This is a genomic window from Micromonospora sp. CPCC 206061 (assembly GCF_036906915.1).
Taxonomy (GTDB): domain Bacteria; phylum Actinomycetota; class Actinomycetes; order Mycobacteriales; family Micromonosporaceae; genus Phytohabitans.
In genome coordinates, this window is record NZ_JBAKHX010000046.1 from 1 (window position 1) to 26451 (window position 26451).

Annotated in this window: 25 protein-coding genes; 11 read left to right on the forward strand and 14 right to left on the reverse strand. The window is 70.2% G+C overall.

Annotation, left to right across the window (positions count from 1 at the left end):
• Positions 1-236: 236 nt before the first annotated feature.
• Positions 237-1481: a lactate racemase domain-containing protein gene (locus tag V6V89_RS26230; RefSeq protein ID WP_334622017.1), complete on the reverse strand. Its 1245-nt coding sequence runs from the start codon at positions 1479-1481 to the stop codon at positions 237-239.
• A gap of 7 nt (positions 1482-1488) precedes the next feature.
• A complete protein-coding gene (locus tag V6V89_RS26235) occupies positions 1489-2601 on the reverse strand; it encodes a serine hydrolase domain-containing protein (RefSeq protein ID WP_334622074.1) in 1113 nt (370 codons plus the stop codon).
• A 299-nt stretch (positions 2602-2900) separates the two neighbouring features.
• Between V6V89_RS26235 and V6V89_RS26240 the strand changes: the two genes are divergently transcribed.
• From V6V89_RS26240 to groL, 8 genes are all read left to right on the forward strand, one after another.
• The gene (locus tag V6V89_RS26240) at positions 2901-3878 is read left to right on the forward strand and encodes a LacI family DNA-binding transcriptional regulator (protein WP_334622018.1); all 978 of its coding nucleotides are present in this window, start codon (positions 2901-2903) and stop codon (positions 3876-3878) included.
• Between the two features lie 102 nt (positions 3879-3980).
• On the forward strand, positions 3981-6125 hold the full coding sequence (locus V6V89_RS26245) for a glycoside hydrolase family 36 protein (RefSeq protein WP_334622019.1): 2145 nt from the start codon (positions 3981-3983) through the stop codon (positions 6123-6125).
• Positions 6122-7429, forward strand: a complete 1308-nt coding sequence (locus V6V89_RS26250) for an ABC transporter substrate-binding protein (protein WP_334622020.1) — start codon at positions 6122-6124, stop codon at positions 7427-7429. The genes V6V89_RS26245 and V6V89_RS26250 overlap by 4 nt, the downstream gene beginning before the upstream one ends.
• 1 nt (position 7430) lies before the next feature.
• Positions 7431-8387: a carbohydrate ABC transporter permease gene (locus tag V6V89_RS26255; protein ID WP_334622021.1), complete on the forward strand. Its 957-nt coding sequence runs from the start codon at positions 7431-7433 to the stop codon at positions 8385-8387.
• Complete coding sequence (locus V6V89_RS26260; RefSeq protein WP_334622022.1) at positions 8384-9214, forward strand: carbohydrate ABC transporter permease; 831 nt, start codon at positions 8384-8386, stop codon at positions 9212-9214. Before V6V89_RS26255 ends, V6V89_RS26260 begins: the two co-directional genes overlap by 4 nt.
• A gap of 12 nt (positions 9215-9226) precedes the next feature.
• Complete coding sequence (locus V6V89_RS26265) at positions 9227-11923, forward strand: hypothetical protein (RefSeq protein ID WP_334622024.1); 2697 nt, start codon at positions 9227-9229, stop codon at positions 11921-11923.
• A 148-nt stretch (positions 11924-12071) separates the two neighbouring features.
• Complete coding sequence (locus V6V89_RS26270; protein ID WP_334622025.1) at positions 12072-12239, forward strand: hypothetical protein; 168 nt, start codon at positions 12072-12074, stop codon at positions 12237-12239.
• 226 nt (positions 12240-12465) lie between these two features.
• Positions 12466-14046 carry a chaperonin GroEL gene (gene groL / locus V6V89_RS26275; RefSeq protein WP_334622026.1) on the forward strand — a complete coding sequence of 527 codons (1581 nt, stop codon included), beginning with the start codon at positions 12466-12468 and terminating at the stop codon, positions 14044-14046.
• A 166-nt stretch (positions 14047-14212) separates the two neighbouring features.
• Here the strand turns inward: groL and V6V89_RS26280 are convergent, their stop codons facing one another.
• The 9 genes from V6V89_RS26280 to V6V89_RS26320 all read right to left on the reverse strand — a co-directional run bounded on the left by V6V89_RS26280 (position 14213) and on the right by V6V89_RS26320 (position 21832).
• Positions 14213-14743 carry a DUF5994 family protein gene (locus tag V6V89_RS26280; RefSeq protein WP_334622027.1) on the reverse strand — a complete coding sequence of 177 codons (531 nt, stop codon included), beginning with the start codon at positions 14741-14743 and terminating at the stop codon, positions 14213-14215.
• 94 nt (positions 14744-14837) lie between these two features.
• Positions 14838-15179, reverse strand: a complete 342-nt coding sequence (locus V6V89_RS26285) for a lipopolysaccharide assembly protein LapA domain-containing protein (RefSeq protein ID WP_334622028.1) — start codon at positions 15177-15179, stop codon at positions 14838-14840.
• 174 nt (positions 15180-15353) lie between these two features.
• A complete protein-coding gene (locus V6V89_RS26290; protein WP_442935219.1) occupies positions 15354-16388 on the reverse strand; it encodes a fatty acid desaturase family protein in 1035 nt (344 codons plus the stop codon).
• A 108-nt stretch (positions 16389-16496) separates the two neighbouring features.
• A complete protein-coding gene (locus V6V89_RS26295; RefSeq protein ID WP_334622030.1) occupies positions 16497-16673 on the reverse strand; it encodes a hypothetical protein in 177 nt (58 codons plus the stop codon).
• Positions 16674-16687: 14 nt separating this feature from the next.
• On the reverse strand, positions 16688-19033 hold the full coding sequence (locus V6V89_RS26300) for a transglutaminase domain-containing protein (protein WP_334622031.1): 2346 nt from the start codon (positions 19031-19033) through the stop codon (positions 16688-16690).
• The gene (locus V6V89_RS26305) at positions 19030-20070 is read right to left on the reverse strand and encodes a glycosyltransferase (protein WP_334622032.1); all 1041 of its coding nucleotides are present in this window, start codon (positions 20068-20070) and stop codon (positions 19030-19032) included. The genes V6V89_RS26300 and V6V89_RS26305 overlap by 4 nt, the downstream gene beginning before the upstream one ends.
• Positions 20067-21233: a glycosyltransferase gene (locus V6V89_RS26310; protein ID WP_334622075.1), complete on the reverse strand. Its 1167-nt coding sequence runs from the start codon at positions 21231-21233 to the stop codon at positions 20067-20069. Before V6V89_RS26310 ends, V6V89_RS26305 begins: the two co-directional genes overlap by 4 nt.
• A 110-nt stretch (positions 21234-21343) precedes the next feature.
• Positions 21344-21595 (reverse strand): hypothetical protein, encoded by a 252-nt coding sequence (locus tag V6V89_RS26315; protein WP_334622034.1) that lies wholly within the window; start codon positions 21593-21595, stop codon positions 21344-21346.
• Between the two features lie 27 nt (positions 21596-21622).
• Positions 21623-21832, reverse strand: coding sequence for a hypothetical protein (locus V6V89_RS26320; protein WP_334622035.1), 210 nt, complete (start codon positions 21830-21832; stop codon positions 21623-21625).
• A 207-nt stretch (positions 21833-22039) separates the two neighbouring features.
• On the opposite strand from V6V89_RS26320, the gene V6V89_RS26325 reads away from it, so the two are divergent.
• On the forward strand, positions 22040-22525 hold the full coding sequence (locus tag V6V89_RS26325; RefSeq protein WP_334622036.1) for a BON domain-containing protein: 486 nt from the start codon (positions 22040-22042) through the stop codon (positions 22523-22525).
• Positions 22526-22651: 126 nt separating this feature from the next.
• On the opposite strand, the gene V6V89_RS26330 is transcribed toward V6V89_RS26325, so the two are convergent.
• Both V6V89_RS26330 and V6V89_RS26335 read right to left on the reverse strand, forming a co-directional pair.
• Positions 22652-22870 (reverse strand): hypothetical protein, encoded by a 219-nt coding sequence (locus V6V89_RS26330; RefSeq protein ID WP_334622037.1) that lies wholly within the window; start codon positions 22868-22870, stop codon positions 22652-22654.
• A 10-nt stretch (positions 22871-22880) separates the two neighbouring features.
• Positions 22881-23417 carry a MarR family winged helix-turn-helix transcriptional regulator gene (locus V6V89_RS26335; RefSeq protein WP_334622038.1) on the reverse strand — a complete coding sequence of 179 codons (537 nt, stop codon included), beginning with the start codon at positions 23415-23417 and terminating at the stop codon, positions 22881-22883.
• 19 nt (positions 23418-23436) lie between these two features.
• On the opposite strand from V6V89_RS26335, the gene V6V89_RS26340 reads away from it, so the two are divergent.
• Both V6V89_RS26340 and V6V89_RS26345 read left to right on the forward strand, forming a co-directional pair.
• Positions 23437-24339, forward strand: a complete 903-nt coding sequence (locus V6V89_RS26340; protein WP_334622039.1) for a DMT family transporter — start codon at positions 23437-23439, stop codon at positions 24337-24339.
• A gap of 162 nt (positions 24340-24501) precedes the next feature.
• Complete coding sequence (locus V6V89_RS26345; RefSeq protein WP_334622040.1) at positions 24502-25668, forward strand: alanine--tRNA ligase-related protein; 1167 nt, start codon at positions 24502-24504, stop codon at positions 25666-25668.
• On the opposite strand, the gene V6V89_RS26350 is transcribed toward V6V89_RS26345, so the two are convergent.
• The gene (locus V6V89_RS26350; protein ID WP_334622041.1) at positions 25658-26392 is read right to left on the reverse strand and encodes an aminoglycoside N(3)-acetyltransferase; all 735 of its coding nucleotides are present in this window, start codon (positions 26390-26392) and stop codon (positions 25658-25660) included. The two genes, V6V89_RS26345 and V6V89_RS26350, sit on opposite strands and share 11 nt — an antisense overlap.
• Between the last annotated feature and the right edge of the window lie 59 nt (positions 26393-26451).

A 26451-nucleotide genomic window follows, 5' to 3' on the forward strand; every position in this document is an offset into this window, starting at 1 on the left:
CCCGAAGTCCCGGCTCCGCCGGGACGCTGCCGCACACGTGGCTGGGCCGAGTTTCGTCTCAGGAGATCTTCATCGATCAAGGGCGAACGCACGTCGTTTTGAGATCGAACCACGTGCGTTTGTCCTTGATCGGCGGAAGGAGGGCGGCGACGGCGGAAGGAGGGGCGGCGGTCGGCGGGAGGAGGGTGGCGACGGCGGAAGGAGGGCGGCGGGAGCCGCCGGGACACGGCGCGGGGCTAGCGCAGGCGGTAGAGGATCTCGCCAGCGTCCGCCACGACGAGCGTTTCCGGGTCGGCGGCGTACGCGGAGAGGTCGACGGCAGCCGGATCGAGGTAGTCGAGGTTGGCCGCCCGGACCACCGGCTCGGGGATGCCGGTCGCGAGCGTGACCGTCACCCGCGGCCGCTCGCCGTGCTCCGGCGACCAGGTGCCCGCGCCGCGCAGGTGCGTCGAGTGCGCGAGCACACCCCAGTGGTGGTGCCGGTACGCGTCCCACTCGCCGAGGAAGTAGTCGCGGCAGTGGTACCCGATCCGCTCGATCTCCGGGTGCGTCTCGGAGAACGTGGTGATGTGCGGCGCGTACAGGATGACCTGGCCGCCGTCGGCGACGACCGGCTCCACCTTGTAGAAGCCCTTCGCGCCGGTCCACATGTCCTGGTACTTGGCGGGCACGATCGACAGCACCCGGCGCACCGGGGCGTCCAGGTACCGCACGTGCGTGCGCGCGGACACCTCGGCGCACGCCGCCCACGCCGCCTCCGGTGGGCCGAACGACGCGGCGTGCAGGGTGTTGGCGCCGGACTGGACGACCAGGCACAGCGCCAGCCGCCGGCTGGGCACGAGCGCCGCTGCCTCGTCGATAAGCGCGCGCACCGGCGTGGTGCCGCGGGTGCCGATGATGTCGACACTGGTGATCAGCGCGCCCAGCCAGTGCGAGAAGTCGATGATCTCCTGACCGGCGACGCCGGGAAACAGGTACTTGTTGCCCCCGGAGAACCCGACCACCTCGTGGGGGAACACCGGCCCGACCAGCAGGCACACGTCGTGCTCCACGACGGCCCGGTTGAGCGCCACGTCGACCGGCTCGCGCATCCGGCCGCCGGACAGCTCGGCGACCCGGTCCGCGCCGATGGTGCCGAGCGACACCAGCTCCTCAGGGCGCCACCATTCGTGGTTGCGCACCTCGAACCCGGGGTACGGGCCGCCGAGGTGGTCGCGCAGCCGCGCGTCGCTCATCGCCGCGTGGGTGCCGAGCGCCACGAGCACCGTCACCGCGGCGGCCCGACCCGTGAGCGTCTCGTGCACCGCGCCGAGCAGCAGCGGCAGCGGGCAGCTGCGGGTGGCGTCGGGCACGACCACGCACACGTTGCGGCCGTCGAGGTCGGCGCCGGCCAGCCGGTCCCGCACGAACGCCCGCACCGTCGCGTCGTCGAGAACCTGGCCGGCGGCGCCGACCACATCGGCACCGAGTGTCGTGCTCACCCCTGCACTATGCAGGATCCGACGACTGTGGGATGGGTAGGGCGTCGACGGTCGGAAGTCGTAGCGGTGTGGTGGAGCGGGCCGTGGCGACCTCGGGGCACAGGGCGCCCAGCAGGAAGCTCTGGCTCGCCGCGTCGATCGGGTGCAGTTCCTCCGTGATCTGGTAGTGGCTGAAGTTCTGCGCGTACGTCGCCTGGCGCCCCAGGTCGGGCAGGTGCAGCGACATCGTGATGTGACCGATGACGCCGCCGTCGTGGCCCCAGAGCGGCCCGCACGGCGTGGCGACCGAGTACACACCGAGCCCGTAGCCGCCGGCCTCGGGCGCGGCCGGGTCGAACGGCACCGTGGTGCGCATCTGCGTGAGCAGCGCCGGTGACAACACCCTGCCGCCGAACAGCGCCCGGTAGAAGTCGTTCAGGTCTTCGGTGGTGGAGATCAGCTCACCGGCCATCCCAGCCCACGACATGTTGAACGTGCTGACGTCGCGGACGCCGAACGACGCGAAGTACGCCCCGGCGTGCGGGCCGCGGATCGTCGGGTCCGTGCCCGGGAAGTACGTGTCGGTGAGCCGCAGTGGCCGCAGGATGCGCCGGGTGATCTCGGCGGCTGGGTCGTTGCCGGTGAGCCGCTGGATGATCAGCCCGGCGAGGATGTAGTTGCTGTTGGAGTACGAGTACGCGGCGCCGGGCTCGTTGGTGCGCGGCATGGCCAGTGCGATCGCGACGAGCTCCTCAGGCGCGTACGTGGTGGTCCGCGCGCTCTCCACCGCGGCCAGCGAGTTGAACAGCTCGTTGGTGTAGTTACCGATGCCGCTGGTGTGGTTGAGCAGCATCCGCACGGTGACCCGCTGGCCGACCTCGCCGGTCACCAGGTCGGGCAGGAGAGTGCCGACCGGGTCGTCGAGCCCGAGGCGGCGTTCGCCGACGAGCTGCAGGATCGTCGTCGCCACGAACGTCTTGGTGATGCTGCCGACCCGGTGGCGCATGTGCGGGCGGGTCGGTGCGGCGTTGGTCAGGTTGGCGATACCAGTGGCGCCGGTCCAGGTGCGGCCGCCGTCGCGCACCTCGGCGAACGCGCCGGGCGCGCCGGCGGCGTGCACGGCGGCCAGCGCCCGGCGCAGCGCGCGGTTGTCGGTGTCCGCCGACGCGGACGCGGGCAGGGCCGTCGCAGCCACGGCGAGGGCTAATGCTGTCGCGGCTGTCCGGAGTACTCGGGGAAAGTTCGACATGCTTCGCATCGTCGAACGCCGATCGGCCCGGCGCATCACCCCCAGGCGGGATTGTCGGGTCCGTCGTGAGAGCTACCCGGACGTCGTCTTTGACCCCAGCACCGCGAACGCCCACGATGTGTGCTGTGGTGCGATCTTCTTCCGAACGGCCGGACCGGCGACGAGGCGGTTCGCCGCCCAGCATCCGCGATGTGGCGGCCGCCGCGGGGGTGTCCTACCAGACGGTCTCCCGGGTGCTCAACGACTCGCCGAACGTCAGCCCCGAGACGCGGCGGCAGGTGCTCGACGTCATCGGCCGGCTGGAGTACCGGCCGAACAGGGCGGCGCGGGCGCTGGGTCTGGGGCGGGCGAACGCGGTCACGGTGGTGACCGCCGACACGACGCTCTACGGATACGCGTCGACGCTGCAGGGCATCGAGGAGGCCGCCCGGCTCAGGGGGCTGGCGGTGGGCGTGCGGGTGGTCGAGTCGGACCGGCCGGACGACGTGCGGCACGCGGTCGAGTACGTGACCGACCCGAGCGCGGGCAGCGTGATCGTGGTGGCGTTCGACTCGGCCGGTGCCGGGGTGCTCCGGGCGCTGCCGGCGGACCTGCCGGCGGTGGCCGCGACCGAAGCGGGCGGGCTCGCAGATTCGGCACGCATGATGATCTTTCTGGACGAGCGCCAAGCGGCCGCGGACGCGACCCGGCACCTGCTCGAACTGGGGCACCGCACCGTGCACCACGTCGCGATCCCGTCCGAGACCGGCACCAGCGCGCGGCAGGCCGGCTGGCGGGACGTGCTCGAAGCCGCCGGGGCGGTGGTGCCGGCGGTGGTGCCGGGCGGCTGGGACCCTCGCTCGGCCTACCTGGCAGGGCAGCGGCTGGCCGCAGATCCGCAGGTCACGGCGATCCTGTGCGGCAACGACGACACCGCGCTCGCGGTGCGCCGGGCGCTGTACGAGGCGGGCCGCGACGTGCCGGGCGAGGTGAGCGTGGTGGGCTTCGACGACGTGCCCGGCGCCGCGTACTGGACGCCTGCCCTCACCACGGTGCGGATGGACTTCGTGGCCCTGGGACGGGCGTGCCTGGTCGCGGTGACAGGGGAGTCCTGGTCCGCGTCGGACCTCGCGCCGCCCCGGCTGGTGGTGCGCGAGTCGACCGCGCCGCCGCCAGACATCCGCCGGTAACGAAACGGTAACGAGCCCTTCCCGTCCACCTATGTGATCGCTCACACTCCTTCACAGGAAACGGCATGTGACCGGTCACATCGATGGAGGTACAGGGCAAGCATGGACACCGTCACCAGCCTCGTGTGGGGTCACTCGGCGCTCAAGCTCGTCGTCGACGTGTCCCCCGACGGCCCGGTGGCCGTGCGGACTCTGACGGCCGGCGGCGGCCAGCACCGGGCTCGCCAGCAGTGGGCCCGCGCGACCCAGCCGCTCGTCGAGGTGCTGGTCCCGGGCGAGGGCCGGGGCCGGGCCTCGCACCGCTTCTCCGAGACCGCCATCGGCCGCCGCCTGGTGTACGCCGGCAGCGCGCAGACCCACGACGGCCGGTGGCGGGAGCTGCGCATCGACCTGCGCGACGAGCGGACCGGCCTCACGGCCGAGGCCGTATTCCGGTCCGCCGAGGGCGTCAGCGCCGTCCAGGTGCGCACGCGTGTCACGAACGAGGGCGGCACGCCGGTGCTGCTGCTCGGTGTGACGTCGTTCGCCGCCGGCCTGATCGGGTACCCGGTGGACGAACTCGACCTGGTACGCGGCGACAGCGAGTGGCTCGGCGAGGGCCGGTGGACGAGGCGGCCGCTGCGCGACGGCGTGCCCGATCTCAACCTGCCCCTGCACGGCCAGGACGGGCGCGGCCGGCTCGCCGTGGTCAGCAAGGGCACCTGGTCCACCGGAGTGCACCTACCCACCGGCGGTCTCGTGCACCGCGGGGACGGGCCAGCCTGGATGTGGCAGGTCGAGCACAACGGCGCCTGGCGGTGGGAGGTGGGGGAGCGGCGCGACGGCGCCTACGTTTCGTTGCTCGGCCCCACCGACCTCGACCACCAGTGGCAGCACCGCCTCGCGCCGGGCGAGAGCTTCACGACGGTACCCGCGTCGGTGGCCGTCTCCGACGGGCTCGACGGCGCGGTCGCGGCGCTGACCGCCCACCGCCGCGCGCTGGTGCGCCCGCACCGTGACCGGACCGCGCTGCCCGTGGTTTTCAACGACTACATGAACACGCTCATGGGCGACCCGACGACGGCGAAGCTGCTGCCGCTGATCGACGCCGCGGCGGACGCCGGCGCGGAGGTGTTCGTCATCGACGCCGGCTGGTACGACAACGGCGCCCACTGGTGGGACAGCGTCGGCGAGTGGCAGCCGTCGCAGACCCGCTTCCCGCGCGGGATCGAGGAGGTGCTGACCCACATCCGTGAACGCGGCATGGTGCCCGGCCTGTGGCTGGAGCCCGAGGTGGTCGGCGTACGCAGCCCGATGGCCGACAAGTTGCCGGAAGAGGCGTTCCTGTCGCGGGGCGGGGTGCGGTTGGTCGAGCACGACCGGTACCACCTCGACCTGCGCCACCCGCGCGCGGTGGCCCACCTGGACGAGGTGGTCGACCGGCTGGTCGAGCAGCTCGGCGTCGGCTACTTCAAGCTCGACTACAACATCGACCCGGGGGCCGGCACCGACCTGCTGGCCGACAGCGCCGGCGACGGCCTGCTCGAACACAACCGGGCCCATCTGGCATGGCTGGATCGTCTACTCGACCGGCACCCGGACGTGACCCTGGAGAACTGCGCCTCCGGTGCCATGCGCATGGACTACGCGATGCTGTCGCGGCTGCAGCTCCAGTCCACAAGCGACCAGCAGGACTTCCTGCGTTACCCGCCGGTCGCCGCCGCCGCCCCGATGTCCGTGCTGCCTGAGCAGTCAGCCAGCTGGGCGTACCCGCAGCCGGACATGTCCGAAGAGCAGCTCGCGTACAGCATGGTCACCGGCCTGCTCGGCCGGCTGTACCTGTCCGGTCGCCTGGACCGCATGGACGACACACAACTGGAGTCCGTGCGCGCAGGCGTGCGCGCCTACAAGGAGCTGCGCGCCGACCTGGCGGCGACGGTGCCGCTGTGGCCGCTCGGCCTGCCCGGCTGGGACGACCCGTGGCTGAGCCTGGCGCTGCGCGCCGGCGAGACCACCTACCTGGCGTTGTGGCGGCGCGGGGGCGCCACAACGCCTGCGAAGAACGCAGCGCCCCCGACCCTGTCCCTGCCGCACCTTTCGGGCCGGGACGTCGACATCGAAGTCCACTACCCGCGGGAGCTGCCCGCCTGGAGCCTCACCTGGACTCCGGAAAGCGGCTCGCTGACCGTGACACCCACCGGCGCGGAGCCCGCTGCCGCGCGCGTTTTCCGGATTGTTCCCCGACCCGCAGAAGGACCAACGCGATGAAGAGATGGATCAGCCTCGCCTGTGCGGCGGCGCTCACGCTCGGTCTCGCGGCGTGCAGCGACCCCGCCGCGGAGACCTCTTCCGACACCCCCGCCACCTGGGCCGACCCGACCGCGAAGCTCGACGGCGTCAAGCTGACGATCTGGGCGGCGCAGAACAGCAACACCGTGCCGAGCAAGGTGATCGCCGGGTTCCAGCAGGCGACCGGCGCCCAGGTCGAGGTCGTCACCATCCCAGACCCGTACGAGCAGGGCATCCAGACGAAGGTGGCCACCGGCGACAAGCCCGACCTGGCGTTCTGGCAGCCGACCGCGTCGATGCTGACCGCCATCAACGCCAAGACGAACCTCCAGACGCTCGACGAAGCGCCGTGGCTGTCGAAGCTGTCGCCGGACCTGAAGGACATCACCGGGATCCTGGACGGCACCCGATACGCCGCGCTGATCACCAGCCCGGCCGTCGAGGGCGTCTACTACAACAAGGAGGTCTTCGCCGCCAACGGCATCACGGCGACACCGAAGAACTTCGACGAGATGGTCCAGGTTGGACGCCAGCTCAAGGGCAAGGGCGTGACGCCGTTCTACGAGATGGCCGCCGACCGCTGGGGCACCCAGTGGTGGATCCAGGTCATGCTCGCCGACGCCGCGAAGGCCGGGCTCTGGGAGAGGGTCAACTCCGGTGAGGAGAAGTTCACCGACCCGACCATCCTCGACGCGATCAAGAAGTACAAGGCGCTGATCGACGAAGGGCTGTTCAACTCCAACATCAAGACGGCCAAGTTCGAGGACCAGGGCGCGGCGCTGCTCGCCGGCCAGACCGCCATGGTGGTACAGGTCAACTCGTTCTTCGGCCAGCTCCAGGCCAAGGCCGACACCGCCACCCTCGACTCCAAGATCGGCTTCTTTCCGATCTCGCCGTCCGGCAACGTCGGCACGTTCATCCCGGACCAGAGCAACGCTCTGGTCGCGTTCAAGACCGGCGACGCGAAGCGCGAGGCCGCGGCGCGCCAGCTGATGGCGTACTGGATGGGCCCCGGCTACGCCGACTTCATCGCCGACCGCAACACCGTCTCGCTCCAGACCGCCGTTCCGAACCCGCCGAGCGTGCCGAAGGCGCTGCTGGACGTGCACGCCTCGCTGCCGACCGCGGTGGGCTCGATGCAGGCGCTCGCGGTCGCCAACCCCGACCTGTACATCAACCTGGCCGACATGATCACCGGCACTATGACGCCGGAGCAGGTGGCCACGGCGACCCAGGACCAGTTCAACCAGCTCGCCAAGGCGGCCGGGGCACCCGGATTCTGACATGTCCACAGTAGAGACCACGCCGGCACTGGACCGGTCCGGACCGCCGACCCCGTCGGCGGCCCGGACCGGGCGCCGCCCGACCGGCAGGATCAACCGCCAGACCCACCCGATGTGGTTTCTGGGACCGGCGCTGGCGATCCTGCTGGTGTTCTTCTTCCTGCCGACGCTGTTCAACTTCATCTACGCCTTCACCGACTGGTCCGGCTTCAAGGCCGAGATCAACCCGGTGGGCTTGGAGAACTTCGAGGATCTGGCGTCGAGCGGCACGCTGTGGCGGGCGCTGCGCATCACCGTCGTGTACGCGGTGCTGGTGGCGGTCTTCCAGAACCTGTTCGGGTTCGGTCTCGCCGTGCTGCTGGAGCGGGACACCCGGCTCAACCGGATCGCGCGGGTCTTCTTCCTCATCCCCGTGTTGATGTCGGCGCTCGCGGTCGGATACATCTTCCAGGCGCTGCTCAAGCCGGAGGGCAGCCTCAACCAGCTCGTCGAGGCGGTCGCCGGGCACCCGTTCACGTACGCCTGGCTGGGCGACACGACCTGGACGATCGTGGTGGTCGCGGTCATCCACGCGTGGAAGTGGATGGGCCTGTCGATGCTGATCTACCTGGCGGGCCTCAAGACGATCCCGGAAGACATCATCGAGGCGGCCCGCATCGACGGCGCCTCGCGGTGGCGCACGTTCTGGAAGATCCGGTCGCCGCTGCTGGCGCCGGCGGTCACGTTCAACGTCGCCACCGCGCTGCTGGGCTCGATGAACGGATTCGACGTCGTGCAGGCCACCACCGGCGGCGGTCCGGCCCGCACCACGGAGATCCTGAACATCTTCATCTACCGCACCTTCGGCCAAGGGCTGTTCGCCCAGGCCACCACGATGAGCCTGGTGCTGTTCCTGCTGGTCGCGCTGATGGCGTTCCCAGTGATCTACGTGCTGCGCAGGCGGGAGGCGGTGCTGTGAACAGCGATGCCCAGATCTGGCGGCGGCTGCAACCGGTCGTCGCGATCCTCCTGGTGGCCAGCATCATCGGGATTCCACTGTGGCTCGTCGTGGTGACCGCCGGAAAGTCGCGGGGCGAGGCCCTGAGCCCCAACCTGTCGCTGCCGTCCGAGTGGCACCTGTGGGACAACTTCCACCAGGTGTGGACGGAGGGCGAGGTGCCCGCCGCGTTCTTCGGCAGCCTGCTCGTCGTCGTGCCCACCGTGTTCGGGGTGCTGGCCTTCGGCAGCCTGGCGTCGTGGGTGCTGGCCCGGCGCGCCACCCGCCTCAGCGCGGTGCTGTACGCCCTGGGCATCAGCGGAATCGTGCTGCCGCCGGCGGTGGTCACCGTGGTGCTCCTGCTGCGCCAGCTCGGCCTGGCGGGCACCGCGATCGGGATGATCGGCGTCTACATGGGAATCTACATGTCGACGGTCATCTTCTTCGTCACCGGCTTCGTCCGGACGATCCCGGAGTCGCTGGAGGAGGCCGCGCAGATCGATGGCGCCGGCCCGCTGACCGTGTTTCGCAAGGTGGTACTGCCGATGCTGCGGCCGGTGCTCGCAACCGCCACCATCCTCATCTGCCTGTACGTGTGGAACGACGTGTTCTACGCGTTCTTCGTCATCGGCGGGCGGATCGACACCCTGCCGCTGAACCTGTTCCGGGTCGCGAGCGCCGGCCTGTACCTCAACAACTGGCACCTCATCTTCGCCTACGTGATCCTGATGAGCCTCCCGCTGATCGCCGTGTTCGCGGTCGCCCAGCGCAAGATCATCTCTGGTATCACGAGCGGCGCTGTGAAGTAGTAGGGAGACTTGATGCACCGGATTGCCAAGCTGACGGCGACCTGCGCCGTCATCATGCTCGTGGGAGGCACGTTATCCATGCCGGCGGCCGCTGATGAGACCACCGACGTGTTGAGCGTCGACTTCGGGCAGACCACCGGAGACTTCCGGGGCGGCGCGACGGGCACCCTCTACGGGTTCGGCGACGACGGAGCCCCCACCCAGGCGCTCATCAACGGCGCCCACATCACCAACACCTCCCAGAAGGCGCCGTACGGCACGCAGCACCCCAGCGGCGACTCGCTCAAAGTGGAAGACGGCTTCTTCGCCAAGCACGGCAAGGACATGTACATCTACGTCCAGGACTACTACCCGGACTGGTCGTACAACGGTGGCAGGCGCCCCGGCGACGACCGCACGTACAACCAGGCCGACGGCACCTACACGTCGACGCCCAACGGGATCTGGGACTACCTGGAGGTCGTCGAGTTCGTCACCGAGGCGGTCGCCACCCGCTCGTCCCGGCCCACCGACTACGTGTTCATCCCGTTCAACGAGCCGGACGGCGGCAACTGGTACAACAACTGGAGCACGCTGAAGGACACGTTCCTCGCCGACTGGAAGGCCACGTACGACAAGATCCAGGAGGTGTACGCGCGGCACGGCCTCGGCCACGCGCGCATCGGCGGCCCCGGCGACACCCGCTGGCAGCCGGGCCGCTCCGCAGACATCCTCACGTACGCCAAGGCCAACAACGTGCTGCCCGACGTGTTCATCTGGCACGAGCTGGGCATCGACAACCTGAGCACGTTCCGCGCCAACTACGCCGCGTACCGCCAGCTCGAAAGGGACCTTGGGATCGGCCCGATCCACGTCAACGTCACCGAGTTCGGGATGCTACGCGACATGGGCACCCCCGGGCAGCTCATCCAGTGGCTGTCCATCATGGAAGACCTGAAGATCGACGGGCAGACCGCCTACTGGAACTACGCCGGCAACTTCAACGACAACAGCGCCCGCGCCAACGCCGCCAACGCCGGCTGGTGGATGTACAAGTGGTACGGCGACCTGGAAGGCAGCAAGACCGTCGCGGTCACGCCGCCGGCGCTCAACAGCGTCGACACCCTCCAGGGCATCGGGGCGATCGACACCCGCAACAAGCGCGCCACCGTCCTGTACGGCGGCGGCAGCAAGCCGGTGTCGCTGAAGCTGTCCGGCCTCCCGCGCTGGGTCTTCGATGACGTCGTCGACATCGAGGTCCGCGAGATCACCATCTCCGGGGCGGAGGGCGTCTCCGGAGCGCCGCGCGTCGTCAAGGCGCTCGACGGGGTGGCCCTCACCAAGCGGTCGATCACCCTCGACGTGCCCACCTACGACCGGTACGCCGCGTACCAGGTGCTCGTCACGCCCTCGCAGGACCGTGCCGTCACGGCCGGTCCGGTATGGACGTCCAGCGTCGAGGCGGAGAACACCGCGCTCACCGACGCCACCGTGTACTTCCAGGACCCACTGGCGGGAGGCGGCTGGAAGTTCCTCGCCTCGGGCAGCCACGATGTCGGCTCGTTCAACAAGCCCACGTCGAAGGCCGACTGGACCGTCACCGTGCCGCGCGACGGCCGGTACCGCTTCCAGGTGATCGGCGGGACGCCCGGCACCCCGGGACGGCACGCGCTCTTCGTCGACGGCGCCAACCCGACGATCATCCAGTACACCGCCGACCTTGCCCTCACGTCGTACCAGAAGTGGCAGTACCGGGGCAGCGTCGAGGTCACCATCCCGCTGACCGCCGGCCAGCACACCGTGTCGCTGCGGTCCAGCCTGGACGGTGCGACATTGCTGCCGAACTCCGACATCACCCTCGACAAGTTCCTGCTCACCGACGTCACCGACGGCGAGCCCACCGTGTACCCCGCTTCCACCCTGCGGTACACCGGCGGCGCCCGCGTCACCTATGACGTGCCGGCCGCCCGCGGGTACGCCTCGATCCAGGGCAGGAAGGACCGCGCCGACGCGTACGTGCAGGCGTGGGAGTCCGGCTACCACGACCTGGCGCTGGACTACCGCAGCGTCGCCGCCACCGACGCCACGGTGTCGGTCAACGGCCGGGAGGTCGCCACGTTCAAGCCGCGGCGGGCGGGTGCCTGGCGCTCCACCGTGCGCGCCCACCTGAGCCAGGGCATCAACGAGGTCGAGGTGCGCTCGAAGAACGGCATCCTGCTTCAGCAGCTCACGACGACCCGCACCCCGGACGCCGACAGCGCCGCGGTCACCATCCAGGCGGAAGACACCATCCGGCACGGCGCGGCGGCGGTCACCACGTACGCCGATGGCTCCGGCAGCAACGCGTCCGGTCTCAAGGGGCTCGGATCCGTCGGCAACGGTGCCGCGAACACCTTCGAGGTGCCGCGCGCGGCCGGCTACGACAAGCCGGGCGACTACGACATCGCCGTCACGTACGCCAACGCGGAGCTCAGCGGCCGGCACGACTACAACCCACAGGTCGTCGACCGCCGGCTCGACGTGACGGAGACGGGTGGCGGTAGCGGATACGCCTACTTCCGGTACACGTACGCGTGGAACAGCTTCCTGGAGCGCACCATCCCGGTGACGCTGACCACTTCGGACGGTTCGCTGGTCTTCGGCAACCCGTCCGGATGGGCCCCGGACATCGACAAGCTGGTGATCGCCCCGGCGGTCGTCGGCACCCCGACCACGGTCCCCGCTTCCTGACTCCGGCCTGACGACGCGGCCGGCCATTGTGGACGGCCGCGTCGTCTTTCAGGTTCAAGATTGCCTCAAGAGTCGCTTCCGCGAGCGTTCGTCGTGCGGCGCCGGGACGAGAATTCATCGGCCGGGCCCGCTCTGTTGAGGAGACGTCGTGAGACTCGCAACCCGTTTGGGAACCGTACTCGCCGCCGCCACGCTTGTCGTCGGCGGCCTTCCAGCCACGTCCGCCTCGTGCGCCCGCGACGGCGCGAGCGCGCCGAACTGGGACTGCACATCGTGGTCCTCCTGGATCAGCATCAGCACCGGCGAATACACCTGAGCCAAGCCGCTACGCGTACCAGGCGCGGCGGGCCATCCGGCCCGCCGCGCCTTCGGCTGCGTGCACTTGTGTTTTGGGTGGACAGATGTTGGACTGTGGCTAGCACTCGCCCTGTGTGAGTGCCAACCGAATGGGATGAGCCCCCGGAGGGGGACCGTTTGTCGCGGTCATCGCAGGTCGGTCCGATCAGTGCCGCGTTCGGCACTACGAAAAAAGGACGACGCAGATGGCCAAGTTGATCGTATTTGGCGACGAGGCCCGCCGTGGCCTGGAACGCGGCATGAGCATCGTGGCCGACACGGTGAAGGTGACGCTGGGCCCGAAGGGCCGCAACGTCGTGCTGGATGCCAAGTGGGGTGCGCCCACGATCACCAACGACGGTGTCAGCATCGCCAAGGATATCGAACTCGACGACCCGTACGAGAAGCTCGGCGCCGAACTGGTCAAGGAAGTCGCCAAGAAGACCGACGACGTTGCCGGCGACGGCACCACCACCGCCACCGTCCTGGCGCAGGCGCTCGTGCGGCAGGGGCTGCGCAACGTCGGCGCCGGCGCCAACCCGATCGCGCTCAAGCGCGGCATCGAAGCCGCCGTGGCCGCCGTGGTCGAGGCGCTGAGAAGCCAGGCCCGGGACGTGGAGACGAGGGAGCAGATCGCAGCCACCGCGTCGATCTCCGCCGCCGATCCGATGGTCGGCGAGGTCGTCGCCGAGGCGATGGACAAGGTCGGTGAGGAAGGCGTCATCACCGTCGAGGAGAGCAACACCTTCGGCCTCGAACTCGAACTGACCGAGGGCATGCGCTTCGACAAGGGCTACATCTCGCCGTACTTCGTCACCGACACGGAGCGGATGGAGGCCGTTCTCGACGACCCGTACCTGCTGATCGTCGAGAACAGGATCTCGAACCTGAACGACCTGCTGCCCATCCTGGAGAAGGTCATGCAGGCGGGCAAGCCGCTGGTGATCATCGCCGAGGACGTCGAAGGTGACGCCCTCGCGGCCCTGGTCGTCAACAAGGTCCGTGGCACGTTCTCGTCGCTGGCTGTCAAGGCACCTGGCTTCGGAGATCGACGTACGGCGATGCTGGCCGACCTCGCGACCCTCACGGGCGCCCAGGTCGTCACCGAGGCCATGGGCCTCACCCTGGACAAGGCCGGACTCGACGTGCTGGGCCGGGCCGGCAGGGTCATCGTCACCAGGGACGAGACGACCATCGTCGACGGGGCCGGTAACGCCGAGCAGATCGCCGGCCGGGTCGCCCAACTCCGCGCCGAGATCGACAACAGCGACTCCGACTACGACCGGGAGAAGCTCCAGGAGCGGCTGGCCAAGCTGGCCGGCGGTGTCGCGGTGATCAAGGTCGGCGCGGCCACCGAGGTCGAGCTCAAGGAACGCAAGCACCGCATCGAAGACGCCGTACGCAACGCCAAGGCCGCCATCGAAGAGGGTTTGCTACCCGGTGGCGGAGTGGCACTAGCTAACGCCGCGGCCAGCGCCTTCGACAAGCTCGACCTGACCGGCGACGAGGCCACCGGCGCGAACATCGTGCGGGTCGCGCTCACCGCGCCACTGCGGCAGATCGCCGTCAACGCCGGCCTCGAAGGCGGCGTCGTCGCCGACAAGGTCAACTCACTCCCGGTGGGTCACGGCCTGGACGCCGCCACAGGCGAGTACGTCGACATGATCAAAGCGGGCATCGTCGAACCGGCCAAGGTCACCCGCTCCGCGCTGCAGAACGCCGCCTCGATCGCCGCACTGTTCCTGACCACCGAGGTACTCGTCGCAGACGAGGCGGCGGCGGAGTAGCCCGGCGAGTCAAGCGTGCCCGTTGGTACCGCTTGGCGTCGAAGCCAAGCGGCACGGTCACATGGGGAAAACTGAGCTGGGTGATTGGGCTGACCGCCGCGCCGGCCCCGCGGGCCGGCGCGAGACGGAGCGTGTGCCAACCCGCGCAGCCCCCGGTAACCAGGGTTTAGAACCCGCCGGAACCGTAGCGGCCGCCTTCGGTCTCCCAGGCGTCTTCGGCTGCGCCGCCGACCGGGCGTGGGGTTGGTGTGCTGACGGCCAGGAGGATGTGTTGGGCGTGGATCTGGTTGTTGGTGGTGGCGGCCAGCACCATCGCCGCATCGGCGGTGCCGGTGGCGGTGTGGGGTGGGATGACGAGCAGGTCGACGCGGTCGTTGTTGACGCAGATCGCGGTCAACAGGCTGGTGGGTTGGCTGATGAAGTAGCCCAGCCGCAGGACGCGGCCATCCACGCCGAGGCGGTGCGGGTGGCTGTCCCAGCCGGCGGTGGCGAGAACGAGGCGGGTAACGGGGCTCCGGAGCCCGTCGATGGCCAGGATCAGGCCGGGCAGCTCCGCGACCGGGTCGGTCGAGCGGGGCCACCACGCGCCGTCCAGCAAGGTGCGGCGCGAGCCCGTGGACTCCATCCGCAGCCTCGGGGTCGACGGCGGCGTCAGGGAGACGATCGTCATGCGTTCGGCGGCGGTCGTGAGTTTCATGGTGTGCTCCTGCCGCCCGTCGCCGGTCTGGACCGGCGACGGGCTGGTTGGGGGTGCGGTTGCCTGGGGGTGCGCCGAATGTCCGGGGCGCCGGTTACTGGCGCTGACGGCGGGACAGGCGGCGCAGCTGGGTGATGCGGGCGGCGCCGATCACCATGGTCAGGAGCGCTGCGCCGACGGCGGCGACCAGCAGGGCCAGCGCCAGCGGCAGGCTGCCGTGCATCCACAGGAAGCTGACCTCGACGCTGGCCGTGTTCTGGAGCATGAAAACGATCAGCACCACGAACAGCAGCGCGGCGATACAGATACCGAACCATGCCGTGCTGGTGCGCGTGCGCGGCACGCGACCCGCCGGCGATGTAGCTATGGGGGCGGGGCGGGCCGGAGCGGTCGGCTCAGCGGTCGCGTTTCGGGCGCGGTCCAGATCGTTGGACATGACATCCCCTAACGGGGAAAGGCCGGTGTGGCGGGCACCTCAAGGTGGGATGTCGTCGAGTCCGGAATACCTTCATCGTACACCCGTTCGGTCCGATTGACCGATCATCAGCCGTGGTGCCCGTCGACCAGTCACCCGGTGTCCGGTAGCGACGACGCGGCGGCGATGTCGGCCTCAGCTGGGCGTCTCCGTCACCGGGTCACCGCCGCGGCCCACGACTTTGAGATGTCGCAGGGCCTGACGGTAGGAGTCGAGCAGGCTGGTCTGTGCGTACGGCAGGTTGTGGCTGTCGCAGAACGCGCGGACGATGGGCTGCGCGCGGCGCAGCGACGGGCGGGGCATGCTCGGAAACAGGTGGTGCTCGATCTGGTAGTTGAGGCCACCGAGGAGCAGATCGGTGAAGCGCCCCCCATGCACGTTGCGGGATGTCAGGACCTGCCGGCGCAGGAAGTCGCTGTCGTCGGCCCTGGACAGGATCGGCATGCCCTTGTGGTTCGGTGCGAACACCGACCCGAGGTAGAGGCCGAGAAGTCCCTGGTGCACCGCGACGAAGGCCAGGGCCTGAAGGGGCGAGAGCACCAGGAGCACGACGGTCAGGTAGGCCGCGATGTGCAGGCCGAACAGCAGCGTCTCGGGTACCCGGCGGCGGTAGTCGGGTCGGGCCAGCGCCTTCCCGCTGGACACCCGCAGGTCGACCGCCAGCAGCATGAGCATCGGGAAGAACAGGGCGCCCTGGTGGCGGGCGAGGAAGCGGCCCAGCCCTCGCCGGCCGCGCACCTGCGAGCTGGTGTAGGCGAGGTTGTTGCCGCCGATGTCGGGGTCGAGCCCTTCCTGGTTGGGATGGGCGTGGTGGCGGTGATGCTTGTCCACCCACCAGCCGAACGCGAGGCCGATGGTCAGGTTGCCGGTAATGATCCCGATCAGATGGTTGGCACGCCTGGACCGGAAAATCTGGCGATGCCCGGCGTCATGGGTGAGGAAACCGAACTGAGCGAACGCGACGGCCAGGCAGGCGGCGGTGGCCAGCTGCCACCATGAGTCGCCGAGCAGTACGAAGAACGTCCATGCCCCGACCAGCAGTACGGCGCTGGCGACGGTCTTCGCGGTGTAGTAGACGGGGCGCCGGTCCAGCAGGCCGGCTCGCCGTATCTCGGCCAGCAGGGCGGCGTAGTCGCTGCGTGGACGTACTCGTGTGACGGCGGTATCGATGGCGCTCACGGAACCCTCCCCGGCGATCGACGTACTGACACGTCGCCGGGGTCTGGAGCAACTAAGCCCCACTTTACCCCGGATCACCGTGGCTACACCGGCGTGTGATCAGCGGCTGGCGTCGGCGCCGATGTCGATGCCGGGTTCGACGCCGAGCATCCGTAGCAGGGAGCTGTGCTTGCGCGTGTCGACGACTCGGGGGAGCGCGCGGTCGACCCAGTCTGCCCTGTCATGCATCCCTCTGGACCGCAGGACCGCGATGATCTCGGACTTGTTGACATGCATCGTTGTCGTCCTGACTACTTTTCCCGGGCCGTCTCATGGGCATATACGGCCATGGACGAAAGGCGCGGGCCGCCGAATGTGGTCGCCATCGCGACATCCGAGGCGTCGCGGCCCCGCCCTATGACTATCCGGCCCTTGCGCGGACGGTTGTTGCGTGGATCGAACGTCCACCATCGGTCGCCGAGCCACACCTCCATCCACGCGGCGAAATCCATCGGTGCTGTGTCCGGCTCGACGTCCAGGTCCGGCAGGTACCCGAACACGTACCGGGCGGGGATGTTCAACGCCCGGCAGAACGAGATCGCCAGGTGGGTGAAGTCGCGGCAGACCCCGAAGCCGGAAGCGTTGACGTCGGCGGAGGTCGACTGGGCCGTGCTGCTGCCGTAACGGAACTCAAGATGGCCGTTGACGTGGTCACAGATCGCCTGGACGCGCCCGTAACCGGGCGGCAGCGAACCGAACCGCGTCCACGCCTCGTCGCCGAGCATGTCGGGCAGGCAATATCGGCTCGGGAGCGTGTAGATCAGCGTGTCGTCCGGCAGGTCCTGCGGGGGCAGTTCCGGCGCGTAGTGGTCGATCTCCTCGGTCGTGTCCGGCACCGACGCGGTCGCCTCGTACCGCAGGGTCGACCTGCCGGCTGGGAGCACCAGTCGCAGGCACGGGTTGCCGTACAGGTCGGTGTAGCTGCGCGCTGGCGTGTCGGGCGCGATGGACCAGTGCTGGCCGGTGATGATGGCGCCTTCGCCGTGCCGCGGCTGTACCTGGAACACGGTCGGCGTCGCCACGTCCGCCGTGTACACGAACTCGCACCCCACCCGCACCTGTCGGCCCGGCATGTCTCCATGTTCCCGCATATCGCGGTTCCGGGCGATTCGAGGGGGCGGAGACTGGCTCATCGCCTCGATGAGCGAGGTGAGCGAGGCGCTGGCGAACTCCACCCGGGCGTCGCTGGCTCCGTACGGCAGCCACAGCGTGCCATCGTGCAGCAGGCCGCCGCAGGAGTAGACGACGTTGGGTACGTATCCGTCGCGTTCGGTCTCGTCGGGGGCCAGGAGCGGGCCGGGCAACTCGGCGATGACGCGGTGCGGCTCGTCGAGGTCGAGCAGCAAGGCACCGATGGCGTACCGGCGCATCGGACCGACCCCGTGGGTGAGCACGAGCCAGCCGGCGTCGGTTTCGATGGGAGACCCGCAGTTACCGACCTGGATCAGTTCCCAGCCGCGGTGCGGCGCGTGCAGCGGCACCGGTGACTGCCACCGGTTCGCGTCGTCGAGGGCGGTCAGGCCAAGGGTCTCGCCGTCGGTGCGGCACAACGCGAGCTGGCGGCCTCCGACTGTGCGTGGAAACAGAGCTATGCCCTTGTTGCGTGCGGCGGGCCCGCGCATGGGGGTCATCTGGAAATGGCGCAGGTCGTCACTGGTGAGCATGCGGGGCGCGATGCGGTGCCCGTCGTAGGCGGTATAGGTGGCGTGGTAGGTCGATACCCCTTCGTCGTTGGTGAATCTGACGAAGCGCGCGTCCTCCATCCCGTTGCTCTCGGCGGGTATGGCCGGCCAGATGACTCGTTGATGGAGTGGGACGCCAGCGGGGAAGGTCATGGCGTAGCTGGCGGCGACGGTGCGGCGCAGTTGCTCCAGCGTGTTCTGGGTACTGGTGCGGGTGAGCAGGTCAGCGGGGAGGCGCGCCAACGCCCGTTCGAGGTCCGCGTCGTCGAAGCGTTCGGGCAGGGTTCCCAGGACGGTAGCGGAGACCTCGTTGTCACACGCCGCCTCGGCGAGTCCCGCGGCGAGCAGGTCGCGCCGGTAGTGGGTGCTGACGTGGTGGCCGGTGACCAGCGGCCCGGACCGGTCGGCCACGGCGAGGCGACTGCCGGGTCCGAGCACGGCGGTGGCGAAGCCGATCGACGACAGGTGTCCCTCGCCGATCTGGCGCAGGCTGACCGCCACCCGAAGCTGGCCGTTGTCCAGATCGGACTGATCGGGGTGTGCGACCACGGAAGGGTTGCACAGTGCGGCGCCTTCCACGGAGTACTCGTGGGTGAAGTAGGCGCCGACGATCAGGCGGGCCGCGGGCGACAGGTCGCTGGTCTGGGCGACCCGGTGGTGGACGAGGTCGTAGTGGTGCCGGAAGGTCGACTCGAGGTCGTGGTGCCGGTCGCCGAAGCGCTTCAGAGTCTCGTCCAGCAGCTGGCTCGTCTCGTCGTCCCCGAGCCGGGCGATGCGTTCGATGAGTGCGCTGGTGCGGGTGCGCACCGGCGCGGCGTCCTCACCGGGCACGAAGAGCCTGACGATGACTCGTCGCGGGTCGGGGGACAGCGCGGCGTCCAGGCGGGTGGCCAGTTCCGGCGTCGCGTGGGTCATGACAGCCCCCGGGCGTGTTGCAGGGTGGAGACGAGGGCGAGGGTCGACTCGGCGCCCTGGTTGAGGTTGGGTCCGTACGGCGTCAGGCCGTCGTATCCGCCGCCCGTGGCGGGATCCCACATGGCGGTGCCGGCATCGTTGTCGCCGAGGAACCACGCGACACACTCTCGTACGCCGGTGTGCCAGGTGTCGTCGCCGGTGACGTCCGCCGCGGTGGCGCTGGCGTCGGCGAGGGCCGCGACCTCGATCGGTTGCTGGTCGAACAGGGCACGTGCGGCGTGGCGCTGCCAGCCGCTGGCGGGGATGACGGACAGGTGGCCATGGACGCGCTGAATGTCGCGCAGCCAGGTCAGCATCCGCAGACCGCGGGCGAGCAGCCGCTCGTCGCCGGCGTGGTGGCCGGCGGCGATCACGACCTCGGGCAGGGCGGCGTTGGCGTACGCCAAATGCTGTTGTGGCCATGGCCAGTTCGCGCTCTGTCCGGGCAAGCCCACGGCGGTGGCCGCGTCGGCCAGCAGGGCGGTCGCGGCTGGGTCGTTCGGGTGGCAGCGGAGGACCTCGGCGGCGCCGAGGCCGGCGAAGGCCATCGCGCGCGGCGAGGGCGACCGCCGGGTGGCGCCGAGGCCGAACATGACCAGTGCCTCATCGCGGACCCACCGTGCGGGGCTGCGCGCGGCGGCGGTGCCCAGACCCCACAGCGCCCGCCCCCACCAGTCGCCGAGGCCGGGCTCGTCGGTCCAGCGGCGATCATGGGCGAGCCGGTTGTGGAAGGCGCCGCTGCCGTCCTGAGCGTGGCTCAGGAAGGTGAGGTAGCACTCCGCGAGTCGCAGCACGGTGGCGGGTGGGTCGGGTTCGCGGCTGGCGACGACGAGGCCACGGGCGACGTCGTCGGTGCAGTAGCCGTGCTGGCGGCGTGCGATGGCGTGCCGCGCGTGCTCGAACATGCCGGTGTCGTCGGTCAACCGCGCCAGGTGCGCGAAGCTCGGGTCGGGAGCGGCGATGCCGATGGTCGGTGTGGCGACACTGGGTGCGGTCATGCCGATGCCGCGGCTACGGCGGGCGGCGCGGCGGCGGCGACCTGCCTGGCGAGCGCGGCGTAGCGTGCCGCCACGGCCGGCCACAACAACGTCGGTGTCAGCTGGCGGGTGCGGCTGGCGAGGCTGGCCGCGAGGCCGGGTTCGCACAGGATCCGCCGGATGGCCGCGGCCAGTGCCGCGGGATCCTGGTGGGGGACGAGCAGGCCAGGGCCGTCTGTGAGCAGCTCAACGGCGTGGGGAAAGGGTGTGGCGATGACCGGAACCCCGGCGGCTACCGACTCGACGAGGGCGCCGGAGGTGACCTGCTCACGGGAGTCGTAGGGCAGCACGACCACGTCGGCGGAGCGGATCAGCCGCCCGAGGGCGTCGACGTCGCGGTATACCGGCTGGTACTGGACCGTGTTCGAGATTCCCAGCAGCCCGCCGAGGCGATGCAGGCCCTCGCGGTAGGCCTCCCCCTCGTGCTCGAGCACCTTGGGGTGGGTCCTACCCGCGATGGTGTAGCTGGGTGTCGGCTTGAGGTCCCGGAGCCGAGCGACGGCGCGTAGCGCCCATTCGATTCCCTTGCCCGGCCCGAGCAGTCCCCAGGTGAGCAGGTGCGGGCGTTCGTGTGGCTCGGTGGGTGCCGAGGCGTGGTCGGCGGTGCCGTGCGGGATCACGGTGACCTTGGCGGCGTCGACGGCGTACGCGACGAGCAGACGGTCGCGGGCGGTGTCGGTCATGGTGACGACGGCGCTCGCCGCCGCCACGATCTGCTCCAGTACCTCCTTCTGCGCGACGGTGGGCTGGGCGAGCACGGTGTGCAGGACCACGATGCTGGGCACGGCCAGCTGCCGCAGCAGCGGCAGGACGTCGGCCCCATCGGGCCCGGGGTAAATGCCGTATTCGTGCTGGACGATGGCGACGTCGAAGTTGTTGAGCGCCGCGGCCGCATCCCACCAGCCGGCCGGGCTTCGCGCGGACCATGTGTGCACGACGTCCAGGTCGGATGGTCCGAGCCGTCCCGTGCGGGCCGCCTGGTCGTCGTCACCGCCAGCGGTGACGCGTACGACGCCTCCGGCCGCGCCGCCCGCGGTGAGGTGCGTCGCCAGCGAGGAGTTGAAGGTGGCCAGTCCACAGTGGGTCGGTGGATGCGTGCTGAGGAAACCGAACGTGCCGGCCATATGGTGCCTTCCGGTCATCGGGCCGCCGCGTCAGATGGCTGCGGGCCTCACGCGTGGAAGGACGCCCGCCGGTCAGCGTGTGGGACCGGCGGACGATGTCGCGGAACGGGTCAGAACGAGCCGGTCCTGGTGTCGCTGTATGTGGCGAGGCGCGCGCCGACGATGTGCCCAAAGTTGATCAGCAGGGTGGACGTCGCGTCGTCGCCGAGGCGCGACACGGTGAGCGCCCGGACGGCACGCTCGCGCATCCAGGCCGCCAGCGTCTCGGTGGTCACCGCATCGTCGTGCAGGCGAAGGACGAGTTCCTTGTCTCGACCGACGGTCAGCAGGTAGAGCAGCGAGGTCGGGACGTCAGTATTCAATCCACTCCACCTCATATTCACCGTGGCTCAGCTAGAGCCGGCCTTTTCCTGTTGTGACGGCTGGATCGACAGCTGGATGCCCGATTCGGTCTCCGCGAGGAGGAACCGTTCGTGATGGCCACCGCCGGGCATCATGGCCCCGTAGAGTTCCTCGTTGGTGATCTCGATCGAGCCGCCCGCTCTGGCGACAAGAACGACGAGAACAGCGCGCAGGTTCACGTCGCTGAGGTAGGCCATGTGCTGCTCCTCGGTGCATCGCCCTGGACAGCGGCTAACGGCCCCGTGGGCCCGACGGGACATCCGCTCTGGTGATCGGGCCGGTGTGCGGGCACCTCAGGATTGGGATGTCGTCGAATCCGGATGCCCCAACCGTACACCTGTTCCGGCGGGAACGGCGGCGGCCGGCGCTGGCGCTTTCTCGGGCGCGGGGTCATGGTGGATGGTATGACGCAGCAGAGCCGTAGGGCCGATCGGGAAATCCAGGCCGACGTGGCCGGCGAGCTGGAGGGCATGCCCGGTCTGGAAGCGGCTCACGTCGCCGTGGTGGTCAAGGCGGGCATGGTGACGCTGCACGGAGAGGTGGACGGCACCGTCGACCGCCAGGTGACGAAGCGAAGGGTTGGGCGGATTCCCGGCGTGCGTGCCGTCGCCGACGAGCTGGTGGTGCGCGATCGTGGTGTGCCCGGCGTCGACGACGCCGACATCGCCGATATCGCCAACCAGAGGCTCGAGTCGGCGGCCGACGTGCCCATGGGCGCGGTCCGGGCCGACGTCCGTGGTCAAGTGGTCACTCTGTCGGGCGACGTCGCCTTCGGGCACCAGCGCGACGCCGCGTCGCGGGCGGTCAGGAACATCCCCGGCGTCATCGGACTCACCAACGACATCCGAGTCGCGGACGCCACCCCCTCCGAGCGGGAGTCGTCGAAGTGAGCACGCGCGTGACAGCGGCCCGCGTTCGCGCCGGCCTAGCCTCCAGGCAGTGGCGGACGTGGATGGGCCGCCGGCACGAGGGGGTAGACGGATGTCATCGACGACGGCACGCCGGGCGGTGGGTGCTTACGCTGCCGGTGTACTGATAGCGGCCGCTGGTGCGGCACCCGCAGCCGCGGCGACCGAGGCGGCGCCGGCCTTCCCGCATACCTGGCGGGCGACCAGGCGGGGGAGCGGTTCGGGTTCGCGGTGAGCGAACTGTCCGATATCGACGGTGACGGCGCCCGGGAGGCCATCGTCGGCGCGCTGTTGCTGCGCGTCGACGGCGAAGCCGCGGGCGACCATGCCGCGGACCCTACCGCGCGGGCCCGGATCGCGAGAGGTCTCCCGGCTCCTCGAAGCACGCCAGCCACTTGGCGAGCAGCCCCTGGAGCTGGGCGGCCTCCTCGGCCGACAGGCAATCCAGCAGCCGGTGCTCGTTGCGTACGTGCGCCGCGAAAGCCTGGTCGATCAGCTCGCGGCCGGCGGCGGTGAGCGCGACCACGCGGCCCCGGCCGTCGGTCGTGCTGGGGCGGCGGGTGACCAGCCCGTCGTGCTCGAGCCGGTCGATGCGCTTGGTCATCGCGCCGGTGGTGACCATCGTGAAGGCGGCCAGCTCGCCGGGCGCCCGCTCGAACGGCTCGCCCGCGCGCCGCAGTGCCGCGAGCACATCGAAGTCGCCCTCACCTAGCCCGAAGCGCCGGTACACGACCAGCAGCTGCTCGGTCAGGTGGCCGCCGAGCCGGTGCAGCCGCCCGATCACGCCCAGCGGTGTCACGTCGAGGTCGGGCCGCTCCCGTGCCCATGCCCGCTGGATGCGTGTGACGTGATCGTCAGGGCCGATATCTTCCATGGAAGCTACTATACCTTCCATGGAAGGTAACTTCAGGTGGGTACTGGTAACCGCGTTCGCCCCGGTCACGTGGGGCGCCACCTACCTCGTCACCCACCGCTACCTGCCGCCCGACCACCCGATCTGGGGCGCCGCGATCCGGGCGCTCCCCGCCGGCCTGCTGCTCCTGCTCGTGCGCCGGCGGCTGCCGCGCGGCTCCTGGTGGTGGCGGTCCGCGGTGCTCGGCGCGCTCAACATGGGCGCGTTCTTCGCCCTCGTGTACCTGGCCGCGCAGACCCTGCCCACCAGCGTCGCCTCGACCATCATGGCGACCTCGCCGGTCGTCATGATGGCGTTCGCGTGGGCGGCGCTGTCCGAACGGCCGCGCGCGATCCGGGTACTCGCAGCCCTCATCGGCATCGCCGGTGTCGCCCTGATGCTGCTCGACGGCAGCGGCGCGATCTCGGCCACCGGCGTCCTCGCGTCCGTGGCGGCCATGACGATGTCGTCGTTCGGCTACGTGCTCGCCAAGAAATGGAGCGCGGACGTCGACGTCTTCTCGCTCACCGCCTGGCAGCTGATCGCCGGCGGGCTCGTCCTCGTGCCGGCGGCGCTCGCGGTGGAGGGCGCGCCGCCCGCCCTCGACGGACCCGCCGTGCTCGGATTCGGGTACGTCACCGTGGTGGCGACCGCCGTCGCGTTCGCGGCGTGGTTCACCGGCCTGCGGCACCTCGGCGCCGGCACGGTGGGCCTGGTCGGGCTGCTCAACCCGGTCACCGGCGTGCTGCTCGGCACCGCCGTCGCCGGCGAGCGCCTTGCCGCGCACCAGGTCGGCGGTCTCGTCCTGGTGCTCGGCGGCATCCTGCTCGGCCAGCCGGTCGTGGCGGAGCGCTGGAATAGGGCGCGCGCGGTGACCGCTCGCCGCGCTACCGTGGAGACATGAGGACGCACACCGCCGCGACCGCGCGAGCTGCCAGCTCGACGGTCGCCGCTGCCTGACCTCCTCGCAGACCACCCACCGGCGGCCGGAAACGGCTCGCCGGTGTTTTGTGTCCACATGCCGCACCGCGCGGGCCTTCCGGCCATCTCCACGGAAGGACCCGCCATGAACACCGAACAGACCATCCGCACCTTCGTCGAGTTCTTCGAAGAGCGCGGCCACCGCCGCGTCCTCGGCTCCTCGCTCATCCCGCCACCGGGCGATCCGGTGCTGTTCACCACGTCCGGCATGCATCCGCTCACGCCGTATCTGACCGGCCGCCCGCACCCGCTCGGCAGCCGCCTCGTCGACGTGCAGCGCTGCCTGCGCACCACCGACCTCGACGAGGTCGGAGATCGCACCCACCTGACCGTGTTCGAGATGCTCGGCTCCTGGTCGCTCGGCGACTACGACGGGCAGCAGAGCGTGCGATGGGGCTTCGAGCTGCTCCGCGACGGCTTCGGCCTCGATACCAGCCGGATGCACGTCACGGTGTTTGGTGGGGACGGGCAGGTCGGGCCGGACACGCGGTCGCTGGAGACCTGGCGCGAGCTCGGGCTGCCCGTCGAGCTGACCGGTGACGAGAACTGGTGGTCCAACGGCCCCACCGGCCCGTGCGGCCCGGACTCGGAGATCTTCGTGTGGACCGGTGACACGCCGCCGCGCGGCACTCCCACCACCGACGACCGTTGGGTCGAGGTGTGGAACCACGTGCAGATGCGGTACGACCGCCAAGAGGACGGGACGCTGCGGCCGCTTTCGCGGCCGGGCGTCGACACCGGGCTGGGGCTGGAGCGGCTGCTCGGCGTCCTACAGGGCAAGAATTCCGTGTACGAGGTGGACGTCTTCGAGCCGTGGACGTCTACCGTGCCCCGGCTGTGGCCCCTCGACGAGACCTCGACCAGGATCGTCCGCGACCACCTGCGTTCGTCCATTGTGGTCATCGGCGACGGCGTGCGCCCCTCGAACACGGGCCGCGGGTACGTGCTGCGCCGGCTGGTACGCCGCGTGCTCACCACGCTGTGGCGCGACGACCCCAGCCGCACACTGTCCGACCTGCCTGTCCAGCCGATCCGGCACACCATCGACCACTTCGGACTGTCCATCGGCGTCGAACCGGTACGCGAGGTGCTGCTCGGCGAGCAGGAGCGCTTCGGTGACCTCGTACGGCGCGGGCGGCGCGTGGTGTCCCGGCGGCTGTCGCGCGGCCCGCTCGGCGAGAGCGACTACCAGGACCTGCACGAGACCCACGGCCTGCCGAGAGAGCTCGTTCGCGCGCTGCTTACGCCGTAGCCCTGTTCACCGCGAGCCATTCCACCGCGAAGTCGACGAGCGGCCGCTGCCGCATCAGGCGGCACGCCGCGTCGCCCACCCGACCGGTGCGGGCGCTGCCGCTCTCCTCGAAGGCGGCGCCCAACCGCTCGAAGTCCTCCTCCTCGGTGGCGACGTCCTCCCACCGCGTCCAGGCCCGGCCACCGCCGGGCACGAGCACCGCCGAGCCCTCCCACCTGCGCGGCGGATCCGGCAGCCGGTACTCGGCCAGGTGCAGCGAGGTGTTGCCGTCGTGCCCGACGCCCAGCAGCAGTACGTCGCCGTCGAGCCGGTAGACGGCGCCGACGGGGGAGTGTTCCCCCAACATGTCGTCGAGGCGGTGCCCCGCCGTCACGGCCTGCGCCGCCGGGCCGACTGCCGCGAACGACACCTGCGGGTGGTCGCTGCGCCGCGCTCCCGGCCACGTGCGCACCGTCTCCGCGATCCGGCCCATCCACCGGCTCGGGGTGAGCGCCGGGTCGAATCCGGGCGTGTGCTCGCGGATCACCGTCCACCACGACTCCGGCACCGGCGGGTGCTGCCAGCCAGCCGGGTCGGTGTTGTCGGACGTGTGCGTCGGCGCGACCAGCGTGCCGTCGGGGCCGAGCGCGTCGAGCAGCGCCTGGACCACCGCGACCGGCCCACCGCAGACCCAGCCGAGCGACTTCAGCGAAGAGTGGACCAGCAGCACAGACCCGCGCCGCACCCCGAGCGAAGCCAGGTCGTCGGCGAGTGTGGCGCGGGTGTGCGGCAGGTCCGTATCGA